The organism is Leucobacter sp. CX169 (genome assembly GCF_017161405.1).
Classification (GTDB): domain Bacteria; phylum Actinomycetota; class Actinomycetes; order Actinomycetales; family Microbacteriaceae; genus Cx-87.
In genome coordinates, this window is record NZ_CP071051.1 from 2,869,964 (window position 1) to 2,886,221 (window position 16,258).

Genomic DNA, 16,258 nt, shown 5'->3' on the forward strand with positions numbered 1-16,258 from the left:
GCAAAAACGAGCCCCGGCCGCACCTAGAGCAGGGCCGCGAACCTCTCAGTCGCCGACGTTGAGCCCGCGACGATGATCTCATCGTCCTCGCTAAGGACCGTGTCGAGCGTCGTGTGCCCCCAGTCCGCGCCCGGGTGCTTGACTGCGACGACCGTGACATGGTGACGCGCGCGCATGCCAGTCTCGCCAAGGGGCTTACCCAAGGCTTCTCGCGGCGGGCTGGTCTTGACCATGGCAAATCCATCCGCGAACTCGACATAATCGAGCATTGCCCCTCGGACGAGGTGAGCGACTCGGCGACCCATGTCATGCTCCGGGCGAATCACGTGCTCCACCCCGAGCTGTTCAAGGATCTGCCCGTGGGCCGGGCTCACCGCCTTCGCCCAGATCGTCGGCTTCTTGAACCGCAGCAAGTGGGAGGTCGTGAGGATGCTGGCTTCCAGGTCGCTGCCGATGCCGACCACGGCCCGGTCAAACTCGTGCACCGACAGCTGGCGCAGCACTTCTTCCTTCGTCGAGTCGGCACGCACGACGTGAGTGAGCAGACCGTTGAAGGACTGAACAACTTCCTCGTCCGAATCGATGCCCAGAACTTCGGTCCCCGCGGCCTCGAGCTCCAAGGCCAACGCACCACCAAAGCGGCCGAGTCCGATCACGACGACCGCGTCCGCGTCCGCGATCCGCTCGATCCGCTTGCCGGCAAAGATGGGGTGCTTAACCAATGAGTGGCCTTTCCTTGGGGAATTCGTAGAGGAGCTTGCTCGAACGGAGGGCAAGAGCGGACGCAAGAGTGACGGGGCCGAGTCGTCCGACGAACATGAGCAGTACGAGCAACAGTTGGCCGGCCGGGGGCAGGCTCGCGGTGATCCCCGTTGAGAGCCCCACCGTGGCGAACGCCGAGATCGTCTCGAACAGCAACCGATCGAAGCCGAAGTCCGTCATCAGCATGAGCGCCATCGTCGAGCCAATGACCAGCGCGACGGCGAGCAGCACGATAGTGATGGCCTGACGGTGCACTGATCGTGAGAGCCGCTTTCCGAAGACGTTGACCGCGGTACCCCCGCGAATCTCGGTCAGGAGAATGAACAGCAAAACCGCAAAGGTGGTGATCTTGAGGCCGCCGGCGGTACCGGCCGGGCCGCCGCCGATAAACATCAGGATGTCCATCCCCAACCAGGTAGCCGGGTCCATCTGACCGATGTCGAGCGAGTTGAAGCCGGCGGTGCGCGTCATGACGGACTGAAAGAACCCGGCCAGCACCCGATCCGCAATGCCCAGCGCGCCCAACGTCCTGGGGTTGGTCCACTCGAGGATGCAGATGAACAGCGTCCCCAGCACCAGCAGCACTGCAGTTCCGCTCAGCACGAGCTTCAGGTTCATGCTCCAGTGCACCGGCGTGCGGTACCGATGACGCAGCTCGAACAGCACCGGGAAGCCCAATCCGCCGGTGATGATGGCGGCGGCGATCGGCAGGCAGATCCAGGGGTCGCCGACGAAGGCCATGAGGTTGTCGGTGAAGAGCGCAAAGCCCGCGTTGTTGAACGCCGAAATCGAGTGGAAGAACCCCATCCAGATCGCTTTCCCCGGGGAGTATCCGTATCCCACGCCGAAGCGCAATGCGAGCAAGGTCGCGACGACGAGCTCAACGACAACGGTGATGCGCAAGATGCCGAGCAGGATCGAACGCACGTCCCCAAACCCGGTGCTCTTCGTCTCGACGGCCGCCTGGATGCGCGACTTGAGCCCCAAGCGGCGGGCCAGCAAGACGCCGAGGAGCGCGGCAAACGACATGATGCCGAAACCGCCCAGCTGAATCAGCACCAGGATCACGACCTGCCCGAACGGGGTCCAGTACTGGGCGGTGTCGACCACCGCCAGGCCGGTGACGCACACCGCCGAGGTGGCGGTGAAGAGGGCATCCAGGAAGCTCGCCCCTCCCGGGCCGGTCTTCGCGATCGGGAGCATCAACGCTGTCGTCCCCGCCAGGATCCCCACCCCAAAGCCTGCAGCGATGCCCTGAGCTGGGTGGCGAGGAGTCAGGTACCGGGCGCTGGCCCTGACTCTGTCGGCGACGACGTGCATGAACGCAAGCGTAATGCGAAGTTCGCCCGACAAATGAACGCAATCGCTTGTGCGCCCCCGCTGGGGACTCGGGGCCCGGGCCCCCTACCCGACGTGCGCCAACACCGGCGCCTCGTTCTGCGGCAGGAGCTCCGATTTGGGCACGCGAATCAGCACTGCCGCGATGATCGACGCGAGCACCATTGCAACGGCGGCCGTCACGAAGATCGCTGAGTAACCCTCGGCGAAGGCATCGAGCAACGCGTTCCCGCGAAGCCCCGCCGTGGGCCCCGCGACCTGGACATAGACCGCGGTGAACACGGAGACACCGATCGATCCACCGATCTGCATGGCTGAGTTCGCGGTCGCCGATGCGGCTCCAGCGTCGTGCGCGGCGACGCCGCTCAGCGCGAGGTTCTGCAGGGGAACGAAGATGAAGCCCATGCCGAGCCCCATCACTACGAGCGCGGGCAGCACCTGCACGAAGTAGTTTCCGTCGGCGGTGATTTGGCTGAGGTAGCCAAGCCCCACCGCCGCGAGCAGCGGACCGCCAATCATCATGAGCCGGGGTCCGACTGCCGTGAGCATCTTCGTGGCGATCGGCGCGACGACCATGATGGCGAGGGTCAAGGGCAAGCTCGCGAGCCCGGCCTGGAAGGGCGCCATTCCCAGCACGATCTGGAGGTGGAAGGCCAGATAGAGCGTGGCACCAATCATCACGCTGCCGGTGACGGCCTGAATGAGCAACGCACCGCCGCGCACGCGGTTGGCAAGGATCCGCAGGGGAAGCAGGGGCTCCGCAACCTTCGTCTCGATCCACACAAACAGCGCGAGCAGCAAGATACCCGCAGCCAGGAACCCGACCGTTTCGGGCGCGCCCCAGCCATGCTCGGCGAGGCTAAAGCCGTACACCAGCGACCCAAGCCCGAGCGTCACCGTGATCGCGCCCCACACGTCGTAGCGGTTGTTTCCTTCGGCCTTGCTCTCCGTCAGGAAGAAGGCCCCGCCGATCATGCCGACAGCAACGAAGAACACGTTGACCAAGAGGCACCAGCGCCAGTCGGCGAATTCGGTGAGCAGGCCGCCCAGGAGCAGTCCGACTGCCGCGCCGGCGCCGGCGATAATGCCAAATACCGCGAACGCCGTGTTCCGGTCCTTCCCCCGCGGGAAGGCCACCGTCAGCAGCGCGAGCGCAGCCGGCGCGAGCAGCGCAGCAAAGATTCCCTGCAGGCCTCGCGCAAGAATGAGTTCGGCGCCGGATCCTGCCAGGCCGCCGTACACCGACGCCAGGCCGAAACCGATCATGCCCACCATGAAGGCGCGCTTGCGACCCCAGTAGTCAGCGACTCTGCCGCCGAGCAGCAGCAACGCCCCGAACGCGAGCGCGTAGGCAGTGACGACCCATTGCCGTTGGCTGTCCGAGAGATCCAACTCTAGCTGGGCCTGCGGCAGCGCAATGTTGACGATCGTGCCGTCGAGCACGACGACGAGTTGCGTCAGCGAGAGCACGGCCAGCGCCCACCAACGATTGGGTGAGCGTCGGGAAATAGACATAAAAAAGACCTCCGGGATCTCTGTGAGTGCCGGAGGTTTCAAGCCTCGGACCGATGTCGCTTTCGCGCTGCTCGACCACACCGGCCGTTGGGCCAGTCAGATCTCTAGGTTACCAAAGGCGATCATTGGGGCGGGCTGGGAGCCCTCGCCGCTAGAATCGACACGTGCTGCTTTCAGATCGTGACCTCAATGCTGAACTCGCCTCCGGCCGGATCCGTCTGGATCCCTCGTCCGACGACATGGTCCAGCCGTCGAGCATCGACGTGCGTATTGACCGCTACTTCCGTCTCTTCGACAACCACAAGTACCCCGTGATCGATCCGGCAGAGGACCAGCCCGAACTCACGCGCCTCATCGAGGTTGACCCCGCGGAGGGCTTCATCCTGCACCCGGGCGAGTTCGTCCTCGGTTCGACGTTCGAACAGGTCACCCTGCCCGACGACATCGCGGCCCGCCTCGAGGGAAAGAGCTCACTCGGCCGACTCGGCCTCATGACGCACTCAACCGCCGGCTTCATTGACCCCGGCTTCACGGGTCACGTCACGCTCGAGCTCTCGAACGTCGCGACGCTGCCGATTCGCCTGTGGCCCGGAATGAAGATCGGGCAGCTGTGCTTCTTCCAGCTCAGCTCACCCGCCGACCACCCGTACGGCTCGGGCGAGTACAAGTCGCGCTACCTCGGGCAGCGCGGCCCCACCGCCTCGCGCTCGTTCGTGAACTTCCACCGCAGCGACGTCACTGCGACCGACGCGGGCGCAAACGGCGGCTAGGGCGCTTTGCAGGGGCGCTTGGCCTGCGGCTCCGGGCGTGAAACAGCCGAGGCACACCTGCTACTCAGCACACGCTCGTACACTCCCCTCATGAGCGACACACCCTCGACTGCTGCACGCGCCGCTTCCGCCTTCGCTCGAGCGGCTGGCTCCGCGGGCCGAGAGACACGCGCCGCTATTCGACGCAACCCGATGACCGACCGCGTCTACCGCACCACGATCGGCGTCGTGGGTGGCACAACGTTCGTCGTCGGGCTCGCCCTGATTCCGCTGCCTGGGCCGGGGAGCTTGATCGCGATCGGCGGGCTTGCGTTGCTCGGCACCGAGTTCGAGCGGGCGCAGCGAGCACACGCCCGAGCGAACGAGGTCGCGCGCAAGGCGGTCGCCCGTGCGAACGAGGCGCGCCTCAGACGGGCAGCTCGGCGAAGCGATGCCCAGGCGGCATACTCGCCCCCAGCCTGACGCCTGGCCTTCGGCCGAACGCGCCTACCCCTCGTGAATCAGGCGCAGGATCTGGGCTGCACGCGTGCGAAACTCGGGCGCCTCGGCGTCGGCACGGTGCCGAGGCCGGGCGATCGGGACGGCGATTTCCTCGCGGACCCGTCCGGGACGCGGACTCATCACGACCACGCGGTCGCTCGTGAGCACCGCCTCCTCGATGTCGTGCGTCACGAGCACGACGGTGAGCTTGTGGCGTTCCCAGACCTCGAGCAGGAGTTCTTGCATGGTGCGCCGCGTAAGCGCGTCCAGCGCGCCAAACGGCTCGTCCATGAGGAGCACATCGGGGCCGTAGCTGAGTGACCGCGCGAGGGCCACGCGCTGCTGCATGCCGCCCGAGAGCTGAGCCGGGTGCGCCTGCTCGAACCCGTCGAGGCCCACGAGCGAGATGAACTCGCGCGCACGCTCGGTGCGCTCTGCAGCCGACAGGCCCGCCTCGCCGCGCAGGGCGAACTCGATGTTGCCGCGCACGGTAAGCCACGGCATCAGGGTGGCCTGCTGGAACACCATTCCGCGGTCGCGACCGGGGCCGAGCACCGGTGTTCCGCTGACCTCGATCGAGCCCTCGGAAGGGTCTTCCAGGCCCGCGATGAGTGACAGCAGCGTCGACTTGCCGCAGCCAGATGCGCCGACGACCGAGACAAACTCGTTCTCGGCAACCTCGAGATCCACCCCCTCGAGCGCCGTGACGTCGCCAAAGCGCTTCGTGAGGCCGCTGATGCGGATCTTCGGGGTCAGCGTGGAAGCAGGCGTCGTCATGCGCGGCCCTCCTGGTAGGCGAACATGCGGCGGCCCAGCCAGCGCATCGTTTGATCGAGCACCAACCCGAGCACGCCCAAGACCAACACGTACGCGATGATCGTGTCGGTCGCGAAGTAGCGCTGAGCGACCGTGATCCGGTAGCCCATCCCGCTCGAAGCCGCCACGAGCTCGGCCACCACGAGCCAGGTCCAGGCCCAGCCGAGGGTGATGCGCAGCGCATCCCAGATGCGCGGCATCGCCGAAGGAACGACGATGCGGGCGAGCATGGCGATGCGGCCCAGCCCGAGCGTCTCGCCGAGACGCACCAGTCCCACCGGGACTCGGCGCACCGCGTCGGCCACCATCAGCACCTGCTGGAAGAACGTGCCCATCCAGATGATGAGGAACTTCTGACCGTCGTCGATGCCGGCCCACACGATCGTGAGCGGCACGAATGCCACGACCGGCATATAGCGAATGAAGTCCATGAGCGGCTCGAGCGCCGCCTCGACGCGGGCATTCACACCCATGAGCGTGCCGATCGGCACCGCAAGCACCGTCGCGAGCACGAAGCCGACGAAGATGCGGTAGACGCTGACCGCGATGTCCGACCACAGCTCGCCATTGCCCGACTGCTCGACGAGCGCGCCGACCACGGCCTCGGGGCTCGGCAGAAACATCGGGTCGACGAGTCCCAGTTTCGTCGCCAGCCACCACACCGCAATGAGCACCACGAAGGTGCTGACCGAGGTGGTGAGGGCGGCTCGCCGGCTCAGGCGCTCGCCGATCCGCCGCCGGCGAGGGCGGCGGACGGCGGGCACGGCAGAAGTCACTGCGGTGGTCTCAGGCATATGCGGCTCGGATTTGCGCGACTACGGCTGGGGCAGGAAGCTGGCGTCGACAATCGACTTCGGGTCGGCCGTGCCCTCGATCATGCCGATGCGCGAGGCCACCTTGATGATCGCCGGCAGGGTCGCGTCGCGGTACGAGCCGTCCAGCATCTCGGCATTCTCGGCGAGGGTGAAGTAGTGCACGCCGTCAAACGCCGATGCGAGCTCTTCCACGTTGCTGCCGACGCCGGCCGCAATGATCGCGCGGGCCTCGTCGGTGTTTGCCTCGTAGAAGTCGAGCGAGTCGCCCCATGCCGCGATGACGGCCCGGACGGCCTCGGTCTCAGCCTCGAGCACGTCGTTGCGCACGACGAGTACGTCGGAGATGAGGCCTTCGTGCTCGGCGGCCGTCACGAGGGTCTCGATGCCCTTGCCGGCGCCGAGCGCCGAGCTGACGTAGGGCTCGTAGGTGACGGCGGCGGGCACGCTGCCTGCGATCAGCGCCGTTCCTGCCTCGTCGGCGCCCATCGGCACGCGCTCGATGTCGTCGAACGTGAGGCCGGCACGGTCGAGCGCGTCGCCGAGCAGTAGTTCGCTCGTCGCACCCTCCTCGTAGGCAACCTTCTGGCCTTTGAGTCCCTCGACGGAGCTGATGCTGCCGTCGGTCAGGATCGCGTCGGCGCCGGTGGCGGTGTCGAGCATCAGCACGATCGATACGTCGACGCCGTTCTCGACGAACTGCAGGGCGGTGTGGCTGGCGACGCTCGCCATATCGAGCTTCTTCGCCGCGAGGGCGGCATTCACCTCAGCATCGGCGCTGAAGCTCGTCAGCTCTACCTCGACGCCCTGATCGGCGAAGAATCCCTGATCCTCCGCGACATACCACTGGCCGTAGCCGAGCCAGGGCTGCGTGCCCATGCGGAGCTGCGTCGCGCCGTCGGCACCCCCCTCAGACTCGCCGGCCTGCGGCGATGCGCAGCCACTCAACACGAGCGTTGCTGCAGCAACCAACCCTGCGGCTGCGGTCATCTGGCGGAACATGCGTCGGTTCACGGCAGTGAATCCTTCCTCGCGTCTGGCGCGATGCGTCGGCCGCGGCAGGCGCCGGGCATCCCACAAGACACTGGGGGACCGAACCAGTCTATCCAGCGCCGTCGGCGATTTCTGCATGGGTACAGTCTGCCTCTGCCGGGATCCTGCGCGAAGTCGCCTGGGTGAACCCGGCCCGCGACCCGCAGCCACGCCCCCATCTAGTGAGCGCAAAGTGCTGCTTCACGATTCGTGAAAGCACCTATTGCGCTCACTAGATGCGCGAACGAGGTGAAGTAATCAGGGCGAGAGAGAAACGCAGTGCAGGATCAACCCTCCCGCTTGCCCATTCGCTCGTCGCGGGCGGCAATCTTGCCCAGGCGCGCGTTGTACGCCTCGAGCTCGGCCTCACCCGAGCGATCGGCGGCTCGGTCGCGGCGCTTCGTCTCGCGCTCGTCGCTGCGTGCCCACTGCACCGCCACGATGAGCGCGAGCGCAAAGGTCGGCAGCTCGCCGATGCCCCAGGCGATGCCGCCGCCGGCGGACTGATCCTCGAGCGGGGTCGCCCCCCAGGTGCGGCCCATCGCGCCGTACCAATCGGCGAGCAACAGCCCGGTCGAGCCCATGATCATGACGCCAAAGAAGGCGTGGAAGCCCATCGAGGCGAACAGCGTGACCAGGCGCAACGCGTATGGGAAGCGGTAGGGCACCGGGTCGACGCCGATCATCGACAGGCAGAACAGGTACCCCGAGATGAGGAAGTGCACGATCATCCACTGGTGCCCCAGGTGTTCTTCCATCGACCAGCGGAAGAGGCCAGAGAAGTAGAACACCCAGAGCGAACCGACGAAGATGACCGAAGCCACGAGCGGGTGCGTGATGAACTTCGAGTACGGGGTCTGCACCATCCACATGACCCACTCGCGGGCACCCCAGGAGCCGTCCTGGCGCTTCTTCGTCGCGCGCAACAAAAGGGTGATCGGGGCGCCGAGCACGAGCAGCAGCGGGATCATCATCATGAGCAGCATGTGCATGAGCATGTGCATGCTGAAGAGCACCTGCTCGTAGGCGTTCAGGGCACCGTTGGTCGCGTAGAACAGGCCGACCATGCCGGCCACCCAGAGGATCGTGCGACCGATGGGCCATTTGTCCCCGCGGCGGTGCAGCCGAATCACGCCAGCCAGGTAGAGGCCAACGGCGAAAACGCACACGAGCGTCCACGCGAGATCGAACTTCCAGACCGTGAGGAAGCTCGAAGGCAGCAGCTCGGGCGGCAGCGGGTCCCCCGTAAGCCATTCGGCGGGAGAGACGAGGCCGTTGCTGCCACGCGCCGGTTCGAGCGCGACCGGCGTCTCGCTGCGTCCGAGCGCGCCCGCGATTCCCGAGGCGATCCCCATGACGGCGAGCTCGAGCACAACGAACCAGGTGAAAATACGCGCTCCCGCGGCGCCCGGGCGATCGATCCTCCGCAGCAAGAACTGCCGTTGCAGCGCACCGAAGACGCCCAGCACGATGAGCGTGCCGGTCTTGATGAGCAGCAGGATCCCGTAGCCGGTGCCGAAGAGCGCTTCGAGGGAGCCGACGCGGATCCAGCCGCTGACCACGCCCGAGGCGGCTACCCCGATGAACGCGAACAGGGCGATCGACGAGTAGCGGCTGGCAAGCACGGCGAGGCGGGGGCGGTCGACGAAGCGCGAGACGAGCACGAGGCTCACGAGGCCGCCGATCCAGGCGCCTGCGCCGACGAGGTGTACCAGCAGCGCGTTCACGGCCTGACTGTGCCCTGAAGCCCCCGCGGCGTGGCCCTGGGCGGCAAGGGGGAACATGGCGACGCCGGCGGCAATTAGCGGCAGCAGCGCCAACCGCCGGTCACGCACCGCGAAACACAGCACTGAGGTCGCCGCCGCGACGAGCACGACCTGCAGCCAGAGTCGCCCGAGCTCAATCTCGGTGACGAACTGGGCGAGACCGGCGCCAAACGCCTCGCTCGACGAGAAAGCCAGGCCCGAGACGTCGACATACGTGACGATGAGCGTCGTCGCGGCCGATACCGTGAGTAGTGCGGCGGCACCGGCGGCGAGGTCGAGCCCGAGCTGCCATTCGCGCCTCTCGGTCGAGTACGACCAGAGCTGGAAGATCAGGGCACCGAGCAGAATCCCGCCCGAGAGATTCACCAGGGTGCGCGCCAGGGGGCCCGCGAAGCGGACGAACGCCCCGGGGTCGAGCAGCTGGCGCTCCGCACCGGCTCCGCCGATCTGCAGACCGACGGCGAGCGCCGCGACGCTGAATACGAGGAGGGCCGCGGGGCCGAGGATCAGCGCGAGGCGCGCGGGACCGGAGGCGGCACCGAACGAGCGGGTGCGAGACGAAGAGGGCACCCGCCAAGCCTACGCGTTGCCGGTGGCAGGATCCTGGCCGTCGCCCGTCGTGCGGGAGATGCAGCGATGCCCCCGGAGGCTGAGCCTGCCGGGGGCATCACACAAGATGCGGGGTGAGCTACTTGACTGCAGCCTTCAGCTTGCTGCCAACCGAGACCTTGACGCGCTTGCCGGCGGGGATGTTGATGGTGTCGCCGGTCTGGGGGTTGCGGCCCGTACGTGCAGCGGTGTCCGCCGACTCGAACGCGATCCAGCCGGGGATCGAGACCTTGTCGCCCTTGGCAACGGTCTCGGAAACAGCGGCGAAGAAGCCGTCAACTACGCTCGCGACAGCGGCCTGGCTCTGACCGGTGTCAGCAGCGATCTTGGCAACGAGCTCAGTCTTGTTCAGTGACATGTTCTGTCCTCCCAGGGCACCGGACTCGAGAGCCGAGCCCCTGATCGTGTTCAGGTATCCCCGTCGCCGGGGTTTCGATCAAGTGATCGCTAAGAATCTACAACACATCGGCGGAAATCCGCGGAACTTTGCGGCTGATCTTCTCAGATTCGCGCCGTGGCCCTGCGCTAGCAGCCCTGCCCCGATCGGGGCAGCCGCGGCAGAGCGCTCGGATCCTTGGCAGGTTTCCCCAGATCAGCACTGGGTTCTGTGCGCGCTCCGTGTGGCGACGGCGGGGGGCCGGGGCAGCAAGTGCGCCTGGGAGAAGAATCCCGGAATTCCGGGGTTTCTCTGCGCGCGAAACCGCACTGTGCGGGTTTCGCCGGATCCGGAAACGCAAAAACGGGCGCGAACCCCGAAGGATTCGCGCCCGTTTTTGATAGACGAGAAGTTACCAGCTCGACTTGGTGATGCCCGGAAGCTCACCGCGGTGGGCCATGTCGCGGAAGCGAACACGGCTGACACCGAACTTCGACAGGACACCACGGGGGCGGCCGTCGATGACGTCGCGGCTGCGCACGCGCACCGGCGAAGCGTTGCGGGGCAGCTTCTGGAGGCCCACGCGTGCAGCCTCGCGGCTCTCGTCGGTCCCGTTGGGATCGATGAGCGCCTTCTTCAGCTCGGCGCGCTTCTCTGCGTAGCGCGCGACGATGACCTGACGCTGCTTGTTCTTCGCAATCATGCTCTTCTTAGCCATGTTTAGCGCTCCTCTCGGAATTCGACGTGCTTGCGGACCACCGGGTCGTACTTCTTGAGTACGAGACGGTCGGGGTTGTTGCGGCGGTTCTTACGGGTCACATACGTGAACCCGGTGCCTGCCGTCGACTTCAGCTTGATGATCGGACGGACGTCCTGCTGCTTCGCCACTAGATCTTCACCCCGCGCTTCTGGAGGTCTGCGACCACTGACTCAATGCCACGAACGTCGATCAGCTTGATGGCCTTGACCGAGAGGGTCAGGGTCACCTTGCGGCCGAGCGAAGGCACGAAGTAGGTCTTCTTCTGGATGTTCGGATCGAACCGACGCTTGGTGCGACGGTGCGAGTGCGAGATGTTGTGTCCGAAGCCGGGAACGGCTCCAGTCACCTGGCACACTGCTGCCATGATGTATTCCTCCTGAGTACCGTAACGCGGGACCGCGTTACCCAAGATCACTTGTCGGCATGTGTTTCACGAACCGTTCGGGGCCAAAACCCAGTACGACGCGAGGCTCACATACGATCTGGACGGGGAAATCCGCCCAGCCAAAGATCAAGCTTACGACGCGCCCGGGCAGTCGGTCAAATCAGGATCGCCGAGGTGCCGCCCCGGTCGGTACCGTCGGGCCCTATTCGGTCGTAGGCTACGAGCGTGACTGACATCAAGTTCGTAGCCATCGGCGACAGCTTTACCGAGGGCGTGGGCGACGAACTCGCTGATGGATCGGTGCGGGGCTGGGCCGACCTCACGGCGGAGGGCATCGCCCGCGCGACCGGCGCACCCGTGCAGTACGCGAATCTCGCCATCCGCGGGCGCCTGATCGCCCCGATCCTGGCGGAGCAGCTGGAGCCGGCCCTCGAGCTCGGCCCCACGCTCGTGTCCTTCAACGGCGGCGGGAACGACATGCTGCGCCCGGGAACCAATATGGCGAGCATCCTCGCGCAGACCGAGCGGGCGCTGACACGGATCGTGGAGTCGGGCGCCACACCCATCCTGCTATTCGGCGCAGACCCCACCGGCGGCCTTCCCGGCGGCTCCCGCTTCCGGGCGAAGGCAGAAGCCCTCGGAGAGGGAACGCAGCGCATCACCGACCGGCTCGGTGTCGTGTTGGTGGACAACTGGCATGACCCAGAACTCCCGAAGGCGCAGTACTGGTCGACCGACCGCCTCCACATGGCCCCCGTCGGGCATCACCGCGTCGCCGCCAATGTGCTTCGCGCCCTCGGCTACGAGCCCCCTGCGGACTGGACCCTGCTGGCCGATCCGGTCCCGAAACCCGGCACGAGGGAGCAGCTGCGCTACACCCGTGAGCACATGCTGCCGTGGATCGGGCGACGCCTGACCGGCCGCTCGAGCGGCGACGGTCGCAGCGCGAAGCACCCCGCCTGGGTCGAGGTCTCTCCCACACGGTCCCGCTAATGCGCGACTCGGCGCTTCGGGGAATCATCCCGTAGGACGACACCGGTCATACCCAGGGCTGATGCCCGGCGGCGCGGCTCACGCCAGAGTGAGAGGAGTAGTCGTCACCGCCATCGTGCGTCGGTGCGCCGTTTCCGCGCACATCTGCGGTGACCCGGCGCCGAGCGCCGAAGCATCACCCGAAAGGCCCCATGACCTTCCTCACACGCGCGAGCCTCAAGAATCGCCTCATCGTTGGCCTCTTGACCCTCGCGGTCGCGGCCATGGGCCTCTTCTCCATGTCGGCGCTCAAGCAAGAGCTGATGCCGTCGATGCAGGTGCCGATGGCATTTGTGTCGGCGCAGTCGCCCGGTCTCGCGCCCGAGGAGATGGCGCGCACCGTGACGGAGCCGGTCGAGCAGGCGCTACAAGCGGTCCCCGGCATCAAGAGCGTGGTTTCCGACACGTCGAGCGGCTTCGCCTCGATCACCGTCGAGTGGCCGTTCAGCACGGATGACGAGGACACGCTCCGCGCGATCCGGGCGGCCGCAGATGCACTGAAGCCGACGTTCCCGCGGGGCACCGAACTGACCGTCTTCTCGGGCGGCTCCGACGAGATGCCCGCGATGGTGTTGAGCGCTGGCACTAGCGGCGACGAGGCCGTGTTTGCCGACAAGATGGCGCAGACCGTGGTCCCCGCGCTCCAGGGCGTCGCCGGCGTTCAGAAGGCCGAGCTCGCCGGGCGCGAGGACGAGAAGATCGTCATCGACATTCGTCCGGCCGACGCCGCTCGCCTGAAGGTCGACCCCAATCTCATCGCCCCGGCACTCGAATCGCACGGCGCAGCCCTCCCCGCCGGCCAGGCGGAGTCGGAAAACGGCGCGCTCTCGATCACCGTCGGTTCCGCGCTCACCTCGGTCGAGGAGATCGCCGCTCTGCCCATCACTGCGGGGGACGGCGTGGTGCGCATCTCGGACTTCGCGGACGTGCACGTGGAGACGGTCCCCGCGACCTCCATTTCGCGCGTCAATGGCAAGCCCGCGCTGACCCTGCAGATCACTCCCGCCCAGGGCGCGAACGTCGTCGACATCTCGCACGCCGTGACCGCAGAGCTCGACCGTCTCGCGCCCGAGCTCAAAGCGGAGTTCGTCACGATCTTCGACCAGGCCCCCTACATCGAGCAGTCAATCCACGACCTCTCGGTCGAGGGCGGGCTGGGACTCCTCTTCGCGGTTCTCGTCATCCTGGCATTCCTCGGCTCATGGCGCTCCACGCTGATCGCCGCGGTGTCGATCCCGCTCTCCCTGCTGATCACCCTGGTGGGACTGTGGTGGAGCGGCAATACCCTCAACATCCTGACCCTCGGCGCGCTGACCATCGCGATCGGCCGCGTCGTCGACGACTCCATTGTGGTCATCGAGAACATCAGTCGCCGCCGCGGTCCGGGCGAGCTGACCCCCGAGAGCGTCATCGCCTCGGTGCGCCAGGTCGCCGGCGCCATCACGGCCTCGACGCTCACCACCGTCGCGGTGTTCCTGCCCATCGCCTTCGTCTCGGGCATCGCCGGACAGCTGTTCCGGCCCTTCGCCATCACTGTCACGATCGCGCTGCTCGCCTCACTGCTCGTCGCGCTCACGATCGTCCCGGTGCTGGCGTACCTCTTCATGCGAGGTCGCGCGCCGCAGGCTGCGGCAACGATGCCGGCCGAGCAGGATCCTGCCGGTGACCTGCCGACTGCCGAGCTCGAGGCCGCCGCACCGGCCGCCGTGGCCGAGACGTCCGACCTCGACGAGATCCACACCCCGCCGGATCGGCTCCAGCGCGCCATCATGCCGGCGCTGAACACGACTCGACGCCACCCGGTCATCACCCTCGTCGCCTCGGGCGTGATCCTGCTCTGCACGCTCGGACTCAGCGTCCTCATCCCCACCGACTTCCTAGGTTCCTCCGGGAACGAGAGCCTGCAGCTGACCCAGTCGCCGAAGGGCACGAAGAACGCGGACGACCTCATCAAGGCTGCCGAGCCGGTCGAGAAGGCCCTTGCCAAGGTCGACGGGGTGCGCGACATCATGACGTCGATTCCCCTCGACGTCAGCGACGCCCCGCCGACCATCTCCTACGACGTCCAGCTGGAGACCGGGGCGAAGGTCGACGAGGTCGATGCCGCGGTCAGCAAGGCGCTCGAACGCCTCGGGAACGCCGACGACTTCCAGACCCTGACGCAGGACGCGTTTGTCGGCGGCGCGGGCGGCGGCGGCATCTCGCTGCAGATCCGCGGCAACGATCCGGTCGCGCTGCGCAAGGCCAGCGACCTGCTCGAAGCGAAGCTGTCGGACGCCAAGGGTGTGCAGTCGGTGCGCAGCGAGCTCGCCGGCGAACAGCCGGTCGTGCGCGTGAAGCTCGACGAGGTGAAGGCCGCAAAGCTCGGCTTCGACCGGGCGATGGTCGCGCGGGCCATCCAGGAGGCCCTCGAAGGACAGACCGTCGGGCAGCTCATGCTCGACGGACAAGAGCGCACCATCATGGTGCGCACCCCGGGGACCGAGCGCACGGTCGAAAAGCTCGGCGAGATCCTGCTGCCGGTGACCCCGCAGCAGTCGGCGGAGGCCCAAAAGATCGCCTCGGACGCGCTGCAGGACAAGGCCAAGGCTGAGGCCGAGGCAGCGCGCATCAAGGGGAACAACGAGCTCGCGAACCAGATGCGTGAGGCCGCCAATCAGCGCGCCGAACTCGTCGGCCAGGTCGGCGAACTGAACGCGCAGTTGGCCGCGCTCAGCGCCGCACCCGTGGTGCCCGGCCCGCCCCTCACGCCCGACGAGGACGCCATGCAGCGCGCCCAGCTCGAGCGTGCCGAGCAGATTGCCGCGCTGCAAGGCGCCCTCTCGGGGACCCAGAGCGGGATCGCGGCGATGGACGAGCAGCTCGTGGCGCTGCGGCAGGCGCAGGCCGACTCGGCCACGCAGCTCGCTGAGCAGCAGCGCGCCGAGGCCGAGCAGGAACAGGCCATGGAGGTCTCGGGTACCGCGCTCCCGCTGTCCGCGATCGCGACGATCGAGGAGGAACTCACCGCCCCGTCCATCACCCGGTCCGGCGGCGAGCGCCAGGTCGCGCTCACCGTGACCCCGCGCAGGGGACAACTCGACGCCGCGAACGCCGCGGTCGAGCGGGCCATCGCAACGGTGGACCTGCCCGCCGGCGTCAGCTTCGAGCTCGGCGGGGTGAGCGCCGAGCAGGACGAGGCGTTCGCCCAGCTGGGCGCGGCAATGCTCGGCGCGATCCTGCTCGTGTTGCTCGTGATGGTCGCGACGTTCCGCAGCTTCCGCGGGCCGTTCGTCCTCCTCGTCTCGATTCCGTTCGCGGCGACGGGAGCGATCCTGGGCCTGCTCATCACCGGCACGCCCCTCGGCCTGCCGGCGCTGATTGGCCTGCTCATGCTCATCGGCATCGTGGTCACCAACGCGATCGTGCTCATGGACCTCGTCAACCGGCTGCGCGCCGACGGAGCCTCGCTCGCCGAGGCGGTCGAGCACGGTACTCGACTGCGGTTGCGGCCCATCCTCATGACCGCTGCGGCGACCATCTTCGCGCTGATCCCGATGTCGCTCGGGCTCACCGGCGGCGGCGTCTTCATCTCGAAGCCCCTCGCGATTGTCGTGATCGGCGGGCTCATCTCCTCGACCCTGCTCACGCTGATCCTCGTGCCAATTCTCTACACGCTGGTCGAGCGGCGACGCGAGAGGCGCATCGAGCGGCGCGAGATGCGCCGTGCGACGCGTGCCGAACGCCGTGCCGAGCAGCGCGGCGAGGGCCCCGCGGCCGACATCGAGGCGCTGACCGAGGCGTAGTCCGAGGAAAAACCGAATGC

At 67.0% G+C, this 16,258-nt stretch carries 15 protein-coding genes; 4 read left to right on the plus strand and 11 right to left on the minus strand.

What is annotated here, in order from left to right; genetic code table 11:
• Positions 1–23 precede the first annotated feature (23 nt).
• The 3 genes from JW030_RS13095 to JW030_RS13105 all read right to left on the minus strand — a co-directional run bounded on the left by JW030_RS13095 (position 24) and on the right by JW030_RS13105 (position 3,615).
• On the minus strand, positions 24–722 hold the full coding sequence (locus JW030_RS13095) for a TrkA family potassium uptake protein (RefSeq protein WP_206348582.1): 699 nt from the start codon (positions 720–722) through the stop codon (positions 24–26).
• Positions 715–2,082, minus strand: a complete 1,368-nt coding sequence (locus tag JW030_RS13100; RefSeq protein ID WP_188045146.1) for a TrkH family potassium uptake protein — start codon at positions 2,080–2,082, stop codon at positions 715–717. Before JW030_RS13100 ends, JW030_RS13095 begins: the two co-directional genes overlap by 8 nt.
• 84 nt (positions 2,083–2,166) lie before the next feature.
• Entirely contained in the window at positions 2,167–3,615 is a 1,449-nt protein-coding gene (locus tag JW030_RS13105) for an MFS transporter (RefSeq protein WP_188045145.1), read from the minus strand.
• A gap of 164 nt (positions 3,616–3,779) precedes the next feature.
• Here JW030_RS13105 and dcd point away from each other — a divergent pair, with 164 nt between their 5' ends.
• Together dcd and JW030_RS13115 are read left to right on the plus strand one after the other, a co-directional pair.
• Positions 3,780–4,385, plus strand: a complete 606-nt coding sequence (gene dcd / locus JW030_RS13110; protein WP_188045144.1) for a dCTP deaminase — start codon at positions 3,780–3,782, stop codon at positions 4,383–4,385.
• Between the two features lie 90 nt (positions 4,386–4,475).
• Complete coding sequence (locus JW030_RS13115) at positions 4,476–4,847, plus strand: PGPGW domain-containing protein (protein ID WP_188045143.1); 372 nt, start codon at positions 4,476–4,478, stop codon at positions 4,845–4,847.
• Between the two features lie 24 nt (positions 4,848–4,871).
• Here the strand turns inward: JW030_RS13115 and JW030_RS13120 are convergent, their stop codons facing one another.
• The 8 genes from JW030_RS13120 to rpmB all read right to left on the minus strand — a co-directional run bounded on the left by JW030_RS13120 (position 4,872) and on the right by rpmB (position 11,400).
• The gene (locus JW030_RS13120; protein ID WP_188045142.1) at positions 4,872–5,642 is read right to left on the minus strand and encodes an ABC transporter ATP-binding protein; all 771 of its coding nucleotides are present in this window, start codon (positions 5,640–5,642) and stop codon (positions 4,872–4,874) included.
• A complete protein-coding gene (locus tag JW030_RS13125) occupies positions 5,639–6,457 on the minus strand; it encodes an ABC transporter permease (protein ID WP_241095467.1) in 819 nt (272 codons plus the stop codon). Before JW030_RS13125 ends, JW030_RS13120 begins: the two co-directional genes overlap by 4 nt.
• A 39-nt stretch (positions 6,458–6,496) precedes the next feature.
• Complete coding sequence (locus JW030_RS13130) at positions 6,497–7,507, minus strand: ABC transporter substrate-binding protein (protein ID WP_188045140.1); 1,011 nt, start codon at positions 7,505–7,507, stop codon at positions 6,497–6,499.
• 305 nt (positions 7,508–7,812) lie between these two features.
• Complete coding sequence (locus JW030_RS13135) at positions 7,813–9,861, minus strand: cytochrome c oxidase assembly protein (RefSeq protein WP_241095468.1); 2,049 nt, start codon at positions 9,859–9,861, stop codon at positions 7,813–7,815.
• A gap of 118 nt (positions 9,862–9,979) precedes the next feature.
• On the minus strand, positions 9,980–10,258 hold the full coding sequence (locus tag JW030_RS13140; RefSeq protein WP_188045139.1) for an HU family DNA-binding protein: 279 nt from the start codon (positions 10,256–10,258) through the stop codon (positions 9,980–9,982).
• A gap of 430 nt (positions 10,259–10,688) precedes the next feature.
• Positions 10,689–10,994 carry a 30S ribosomal protein S14 gene (gene rpsN / locus JW030_RS13145; protein ID WP_188045138.1) on the minus strand — a complete coding sequence of 102 codons (306 nt, stop codon included), beginning with the start codon at positions 10,992–10,994 and terminating at the stop codon, positions 10,689–10,691.
• Between the two features lie 2 nt (positions 10,995–10,996).
• On the minus strand, positions 10,997–11,164 hold the full coding sequence (gene rpmG, locus JW030_RS13150) for a 50S ribosomal protein L33 (protein WP_188045137.1): 168 nt from the start codon (positions 11,162–11,164) through the stop codon (positions 10,997–10,999).
• Positions 11,164–11,400, minus strand: coding sequence for a 50S ribosomal protein L28 (gene rpmB, locus JW030_RS13155; protein WP_188045136.1), 237 nt, complete (start codon positions 11,398–11,400; stop codon positions 11,164–11,166). Before rpmB ends, rpmG begins: the two co-directional genes overlap by 1 nt.
• Before the next feature lie 246 nt (positions 11,401–11,646).
• Here rpmB and JW030_RS13160 point away from each other — a divergent pair, with 246 nt between their 5' ends.
• Entirely contained in the window at positions 11,647–12,414 is a 768-nt protein-coding gene (locus tag JW030_RS13160; RefSeq protein ID WP_206348583.1) for an SGNH/GDSL hydrolase family protein, read from the plus strand.
• A gap of 191 nt (positions 12,415–12,605) precedes the next feature.
• On the plus strand, positions 12,606–16,238 hold the full coding sequence (locus JW030_RS13165; RefSeq protein WP_188045135.1) for an efflux RND transporter permease subunit: 3,633 nt from the start codon (positions 12,606–12,608) through the stop codon (positions 16,236–16,238).
• Positions 16,239–16,258: the final 20 nt, after the last annotated feature.